At 70.4% G+C, this 7294-nt stretch carries 7 protein-coding genes; 4 read left to right on the top strand and 3 right to left on the bottom strand.

Annotation, left to right across the window (positions count from 1 at the left end):
- The 3 genes from CBF90_RS15690 to CBF90_RS15680 all read left to right on the top strand — a co-directional run.
- Window positions 1-936, top strand: a 936-nt coding sequence (locus CBF90_RS15690; RefSeq protein WP_088381046.1) for an alpha/beta hydrolase, incomplete at its 5' end; no start/stop codon positions are given.
- Window positions 937-1168: 232 nt separating this feature from the next.
- A complete protein-coding gene (locus CBF90_RS15685; protein ID WP_036304753.1) occupies window positions 1169-1456 on the top strand; it encodes an HU family DNA-binding protein in 288 nt (95 codons plus the stop codon).
- A gap of 207 nt (window positions 1457-1663) precedes the next feature.
- On the top strand, window positions 1664-3640 hold the full coding sequence (locus CBF90_RS15680; RefSeq protein WP_064955756.1) for a cytochrome c oxidase assembly protein: 1977 nt from the start codon (window positions 1664-1666) through the stop codon (window positions 3638-3640).
- Between the two features lie 6 nt (window positions 3641-3646).
- Here CBF90_RS15680 and CBF90_RS15675 read toward each other — a convergent pair whose 3' ends face one another.
- Complete coding sequence (locus tag CBF90_RS15675; RefSeq protein WP_242435702.1) at window positions 3647-4783, bottom strand: hypothetical protein; 1137 nt, start codon at window positions 4781-4783, stop codon at window positions 3647-3649.
- Window positions 4784-4825: 42 nt separating this feature from the next.
- Between CBF90_RS15675 and CBF90_RS15670 the strand changes: the two genes are divergently transcribed.
- A complete protein-coding gene (locus tag CBF90_RS15670) occupies window positions 4826-6205 on the top strand; it encodes an ATP-dependent RecD-like DNA helicase (protein ID WP_036304754.1) in 1380 nt (459 codons plus the stop codon).
- A 25-nt stretch (window positions 6206-6230) separates the two neighbouring features.
- On the opposite strand, the gene CBF90_RS15665 is transcribed toward CBF90_RS15670, so the two are convergent.
- Window positions 6231-6896 (bottom strand): heme oxygenase (biliverdin-producing), encoded by a 666-nt coding sequence (locus CBF90_RS15665; protein ID WP_023953711.1) that lies wholly within the window; start codon window positions 6894-6896, stop codon window positions 6231-6233.
- 71 nt (window positions 6897-6967) lie between these two features.
- A complete protein-coding gene (locus CBF90_RS15660) occupies window positions 6968-7276 on the bottom strand; it encodes a DUF2470 domain-containing protein (RefSeq protein ID WP_023953713.1) in 309 nt (102 codons plus the stop codon).
- Window positions 7277-7294 lie beyond the last annotated feature (18 nt).

Below are 7294 nucleotides of genomic sequence, written 5' to 3'. Positions count from 1 at the left end.
GCCCCCACGCCCACCCCCGCGAAGCCCGCGGGCAAGCGCCCGCTCACGCCGCGCGAGCGTCACCGCAAGGCCGCGCTCGCCTGGGACCGCCAGGAGCTCCGGGCGGTCGGCACACCGGGCCCCGAGATCGCCACGTCCGAGCACGTCGTCCCGGTGCCCGGCTACCCCGACGTGCGTGTGCGGGTCTACCGCCCCACCACGCTCGTTGCGGGCGAGCCCGCCCCCGCGTGCCTCGTGATCGGCGGTGGCGCTTTCCGAATCGGCGGCATCGACTACCCGACGGCGGATGCCGCGTGCCGGCGCCGTGCCGAGGCATCCGGTGTCGTCCTCGTCGCGGTCGACTACTCGCTGGCGCCCGAGCACCGCTATCCGACCCAGATCGAGCAGGCGTACGCGGCGTGGCAGTGGCTCCACGACGAGGCGGAGGCGCTCGGCATCGATCCGGACCGGGTGGGCATCTCGGGGTCGTCGGCGGGTGGCAACATCGCCGCCGTTCTGACGCTCATGAACCGCGATCGGGCGCGCCTCCCCGTCGCCGTGCAGATCCTCGAGGTGCCGGTGACCGACCTCACGGGGAGGTTCATCGATCTGCGCGCGACCTACGCCCTCGGCATCCCCGCGTTCATCGCCGTGCGCGAGCTCGTCTCGGTCGCCCGCACGTATCTCGGCGACCGCTCGCGGGCGCGCGAGTCCTACGCTTCGCCGATGCGTGCCGATTCGCTCGCCGACCTTCCGCCGGCGGTGATCCTGACGGCGGAGTACGACCCGCTGCGCAGCGACGGAGCGGCCTACGCCGCCAAGCTGCGCCGCGCCGGGGTGGAGGCGAGCGCGACCCGGTACCTCGGGGTCACGCATGACACCCCGATCTTCGTCGGAGCGCTTCCCGCGGCGCGCCGGTGGGAGGCCGAGGTCGTCTCAGCACTGCGCCGGATCTGACCGTCGCGCCGACCCCGGCGACCCCGCGCGGACGTCACATTGGTCCCACGCGCCTCGAAAACCGGCGACACGCCGGGTGAAAGCGCCCCAGGATGCCGGCAAATCCGCGAAATTCCGCGGAATCCGCGTATATTCGGGACCGGTCGAACGACCAACCGCGGGACGCGAGTCCCCGGGAACCACCCACGCTGTCGGCGGCGCGTCCGTCGTCCGCCGTCTGGAGGACAACCCTATGGCTGACAAGTCCATCACCAAGACCGAGCTCGTCGCGAGCATCGCCAGCGCCACCGGTCAGAGCCAGGCCGCCGTCTCGGGCGTGCTCGACTCGCTCTTCACGACCGTCTCCGAGGCCGTCGCCAAGGGCAGCAAGGTCTCGATCCCGGGCTGGATCGCCTTCGAGCAGGTCGACACCGCCGCTCGCACCGGCCGCAACCCGCAGACCGGCGAGGAGATCAAGATCGCCGCGGGCAAGCGCGTCAAGGTGACCGCCGGCTCGAAGCTGAAGGCCGCCGTCAAGTAATCGACGACGATTCACCGGAGGGGGATGCCGTACGGCATCCCCCTCCGTCGTCCCTGCCCCGCCCCCCGCCCCGCCTCGCTTCTCGAGGTCCCACTTGAGCCGGAAACCCGGCCGACATACCCGGCCCGAATGGGACCTCGCGGCTCAGCCGCTGAGGGGCTGAGGGGCTGAGAGGCCCGGGGCGCCCGGCCGCCGTAGGCTGGTGGGGTGGAATCCCGAGCGCAGCGTCTCGCCGGACCGGCGATCCTCGCTGTGTCGGCTCTCATCGTCGTCCTCATCGGCCTCGCGGCCGGCGGCGGCGCCGCCCCGCTGCAGCTGCTCGACCCCGGCCCCCTCGTCCGGTGGGGTCTGCCGGTCATCAAGCTCGTCGTCAACCTCGCAGCGGCGGGCATGGTCGGATCCCTCGTCGTGGCGCTGTTCGCCCTGCGCGCGGGCGAGCGCCCGTTCGACACGGCCCTCGACGCCGCCTCGATCTCCGCGGCGATCTTCACCGTCGCGAGCGCGGGTACCGCGTTCTTCACCTTCCTCAACCTGTTGGGCGCGGCTCCCAGCGCCAGCGCGGAGTTCGGTCAGCAGCTCGGCCGATTCCTCGTCGACACCGAGGCCGGGCGCGCCTGGCTGCTGACGACGATCGCCGGCGCCGTGCTCACGGTGCTCACCTTCGCCGTCCGCGGCTGGACCTCGACGCTCATCGTCGGCATCCTCGCGGCGGCATCCCTCATCCCGATGGCGACGCAGGGCCACTCGGGCGAAGAGGCCAACCACAACATCGCGGTCACCGCGCTGGCGCTGCACATCGTCGCCGCGGCGGTCTGGCTCGGCGGCCTGCTGCTGCTCGTCATCATCCGGCCCGTCGTCGACCGGGCCGACATGGTCGCGATCGTGTCGCGCTACTCGAGCATCGCGCTCGTGGCCTTCATCGTGGTCGCGGTCTCGGGAACGGTCCGCGCCGCCGTCGCGATCCTCTCGCCGGCCAACCTGTTCTCGCCGTACGGGGCGCTGCTGCTGGTGAAGGTCGTCGCCCTCATCGCGATGGGCATCCTCGGCGCCTCGTATCGCGGACGGCTCATCTCCAAGCTCGCCTCATCGGGCGCGGCGCGGGTGTTCTGGCTGCTCGTCACCGTCGAGATCGTCTTCATGGGCATCGCGAGCGGAGCGGCCGCCGCGCTCGCGCGCACGCCGCCGCCCGTCGACACGACCCTCCCCGAGCAGCAGACCCCGGCCCAGATCCTGACCGGCACGGTCCTGCCTCCCGAGCTGACGATCGACCGCTGGTTCACGATGTGGGATGTCGATCTGCTCTGGGTCTTCGCCGTCGGGTTCGGCCTGTTCTTCTACCTCGCCGGTGTCCGGCGTCTGCGCAAGCGCGGCGACCGCTGGCCGATCTACCGGACGGCGCTGTGGGTCTTCGGCCTGCTCCTGCTGCTGTGGGTCACGAGCGGGCCCATCAACGCCTACCAGGACTACCTCTTCAGCCTGCACATGGTCGGGCACATGCTGCTGTCGATGGCGATCCCGCTGTGCCTCGTGGCGGGGGCGCCCGTGACGCTGGCCGCCCGCGCCATCCGCAAGCGCGACGACGGGTCGCGCGGTGGACGCGAGTGGATCCTCTGGGCCGTTCACACCCCGTTCTCGCGCGTCGTCACGCATCCGGCGTTCGCGTCGATCATGTTCATCGGCTCGCTGTGGGTGTTCTACTACACCGATCTGTTCCGCTGGTCGCTGTACGACCACATCGGACACGAGTGGATGGTCGTCCACTTCCTCATCTCGGGCTACCTGTTCGTGCTGTCGCTCATCGGCATCGACCCGGTGCCCTACCGCCTGCCGTATCCGTTCCGTCTGCTCACGCTCATCGCGGTCATGGCGATGCACGCCTTCTTCGGCATCGCGATCATGATGTCGTCGGGGATGTTCGCCGCGGAGTGGTTCGGATCGATGGGCCGAACGTGGGGGCCGACGCCGCTCGAGGACCAGTACATCGGCGGCGGCGTCGCCTGGTCGGTGGGGGAGATCCCCACCCTGATCCTCGCGATCACGGTGGCGATCCAGTGGAGCCGATCAGATGACCGGATGCAGCGCCGCCGCGACCGTCAGGTCGACCGTGCCGGCGACACCGAGCTCGAGGAGTACAACGAGCGCCTCGCCGAGCTCGCGCGCCGCGACGCCGCGCGGAGCCGCTGACCCCGCTCAGCCCTGGTCGGCCGACACCTGGATGGATGCGGTGCCGTCGGGCAGGATCGTGATCGATCCGGTCAGGAAGAACTCGACGTCCTCCGACACCTCGTTGAGCCGCCCGTCGTAGATCGAGCGGATGTCGACGTCGATGTGCGCGACGGCCCGGGTGCTCGGGATGGCCCACTGCGCGCCGTCGGGGATGACCTCGATCTTCGGGTTCTCCGCGATCGACCACTGCGGTGCGCCTTCGACGCGGTTGCGGACGAAGTATCCGAACGGGCATCCCGTGGGCTGCAGCACCTGCTGCGTCGCGCACGATGCGAGGAACTCGTCGACGCGATCCTGCACGACGTCGACGAACTCCGGCGTCGGCTGCGCCTGCAGATCGACGGGGACCGCCTTCTGCGGAGCGTCGGAGAGCACGGCCACCCCGGGGGTCTGCGCCGTCGGGGTGTCGACCGAGATCGAGTAGGCGCCGGGAGAGAAGACGAGCATCGAGACCGGCACGAGCGGATCGGCATCCACGCCCTCGGGTGCGACCTGCCGGGTGTCGAGCTCGAAGCCGTTGACCTGGAACCGGGTGGCTCCCCGCACGGTCAGGTCGATCGCCGACAGCGGGCTGTGCGCGAAGCGCCATGCGGGGGCGACGCCGATCCAGCCGTCCTGCTCGACGTCGAACTGCGTGCGGCCGCGGTGACCGTTCGCGAGGTATGTCACGGTGATCTCGGTGACGTCGCCGCGGACGCGCTCGCCGATCACCGAGATGTCCGACAGCGGTGCGAGGGCGGCGCGGCGCAGCAGCACCTCGGATGTCGTCGACGGCAGCTCCGCCGCGGCGAGCTCGGCCGAATCCATCGCGACGCCCGGCAGGCGCAGGGCGTCGGCGGCGCTGCCGCTGCTCAGCAGCGACAGGTAGCGCTCGACGAACGCGGCGGGACTGTAGAGCGTGCGGTACACCGCGACTCCGCCGACGCCCAGAGCCCCGAGGGCGAGCACCGACAGCAGCCCGATCGCGGTGAGGTCGAGGGCGAGCCGGCGACCGCTGCGTGCACCCCGACGGCGACCCTGCCCGGGGCGGCGGGCGCTCTCGGGCGCGCTCGACTCATCGTCGCCGGTCGCGGCGTCCGGAGTCGTCTGCGCCTCGTGCACAGCACAAGTCTAGGAAGGCTCACCTGTGGCTACCATGAATCGGTGACCTTGCCGCCTCTCTCCGCTGAGCAGGAGGCACTGTTCCGCCGGATCGAGACGACCCGCGACCACGTCTTCGTCACCGGGCGAGCCGGTACCGGCAAGTCGACACTGCTGCAGCACCTCGCGTGGAACACCGACAAGCAGATCGCGATCTGCGCTCCGACGGGCGTCGCTGCGCTCAACGTCGAGGGGCAGACGATCCACTCCCTCTTCCGGCTGCCGATCGGACTCGTCGCCGACAGCGAACTCGAGCAGTCCGAGCCGACGCGCCGCATCCTCAACGCGATCGACACGCTCGTCATCGACGAGATCTCGATGGTCAACGCCGATGTGATGGATGCGATCGACCGGTCGTTGCGACAAGCGCGTCGTCGGCGCTCCGAGGCGTTCGGCGGCGTGCAGATCGTCATGTTCGGCGACCCGTATCAGCTCTCGCCGGTGCCGCCGCGCGGCGACGAGCTGAAGTACATCCGCGATCACTATCGCTCGTTCTGGTTCTTCGACGCGCAGGTGTGGGCGGGCCCGAAGGCGGATGCCGGCGCGATCCGCTCGGACGGACTGCTCGATCTCGGCCGGGTCGGCGCTCCGCTGCACATCGCGGAGCTCGGCGAGATCCATCGTCAGGCGGACGCGGGGTTCAAGGAGATGCTCAACGCCGTCCGGTACGGCGTCGTCACGGCCGACATCGCCGCCGCTCTCAACGCGGCGGGCGCCCGCACACCGCCGCCTCCCACCGGTGACGAGCCGCCCGTCATCACGCTCGCGACCCGCAACGATGCCGTCAACCGCATCAACCAGCGGCATCTCGACGCCCTCACGGGCCCGGTGCAGACGGCGAAGGCCGATGTCAGCGGCGACTTCGGGCGGGGGGAGACGTCGTACCCGGCCGACCCCGAGCTGCAGCTGAAGGTCGGCGCGCAGGTGATGTTCCTCCGCAACGACGTCGCGGGCTATGCCGGTGACGGCCCGCGCTGGGTCAACGGCTCCATCGGAACCGTCACCCGCATCGCGGGGTCATCGGTCCGCGTGGAGCTCGACGGCGAGGAGCACGACGTCGAGCCCGCCGTCTGGGAGCGGTTCCGTTACGCGTACGACCCGGGCTCGCGCAAGCTGACCCGCGAGATCGTCGCGGAGTTCACGCAGTTCCCGCTCCGACTGGCCTGGGCGGTGACGATCCACAAGTCGCAGGGCAAGACCTACGACCGTGCGATCGTCGACCTCGGGTCGGGCGCCTTCGCGCCGGGGCAGACCTACGTCGCGCTCTCGCGACTGACCTCGCTCGACGGGCTCTACCTGTCGCGACCGCTCCGGCCCAGCGACATCCTGGTCGACCACGACGTGCGGCGCTTCATGGCCGCCGTCCGCGCCGCCGGCATGTGACCGGCGGCGTCACGCGTCGCGGGGATCAGGCGACGACGGATGCCGCGCGCGCGGCCTTCGCGTCGGCGAGATCGGTGAACAGGTCGGTGTTGAACTGGTAGGCGACGAGCACCTCGTCGATCACCCGCTGCTGCTCGGCCTCGTCCCAGGGAGCGGCGTCGAGCTGCTCGCGGTAGCGCTCCTTGAACGCCGCCGGATCGGCGATGTCGCCGAAGATGTAGAAGCCGATGCCGTTGGTCTCGAAGCCGAACTGGCGGGCCATCAGCTTGCCGATGAACAGGCCTCCCGACAGGTCGCCGAGGTAGCGGGTGTAGTGGTGCGCGACGAAACCGCCGGCCCAGGTGGCCCCGACCTCGTTGATGCGGGCGACGTAGCGCTCGGTCGTCGGCAGCGGCGTGATTCGCTCGCGCCAGTCTGAGCCGATCAAGAACTCGAGGTCGGCCTCGAGCGCGGGGAGCCGGGTGAGCTTGTCGCTGATGAACGTGGCGGCCACCGGGTCGGCCGACATCCGGGATGCCGCGGCTTCGAGCGCCTCGTAGATGAACCAGTGCTGCGCGACCAGGGCGACGTAGTCGTCACGGGTGCCCTTGCCGCGCATGAGGTCGGACATGAAGCCGGCGCCTTCGCTGCCGGAGTGCGCAGAGCTGGAGCGCTCGCGGAGAGCGGTCGAGAAGGGGATCGGTTCGAGCATGGCCCGACGATAGCACTTAGGTACAGCTAACCTGAAGGTTTCTCGCCGACCTCTTAACGAATCCGTAACGCTCAGTCGTGCGGGCGCGGCTCCACGCCGAGTCGCGCACAGGCCTCGTCGTACAGCGCGACGATCTCCCGGCGCACCTCGCGGCGCTCGGTGATCGGGCCGCCGGGCCACGCCACGCGGATCTCCCGGATGCCGCCGTCGGGCCCCACCGCCTGCCAATCCCCGCCGTCGCCGTCGAAGTGCGTCATCGTCGCCGCCGCGGCATCCGGTTCGCCGAACGCGCGCGCGATGAGCAGGTTGTCGTCGCGGTGGTCGTCGTTCATGTGACCGAGCACGCCGGAGATGGCGTCGGCGTCGAAAACGTGTGTCATGGGTCCACCCTAGGTTCG

Source organism: Microbacterium sp. AISO3 (genome assembly GCF_002204305.1).
In the GTDB taxonomy this organism is placed as follows: Bacteria; Actinomycetota; Actinomycetes; order Actinomycetales; family Microbacteriaceae; genus Microbacterium; species Microbacterium arborescens.
This window is presented reverse-complemented; position numbering and strand designations above follow the sequence as displayed.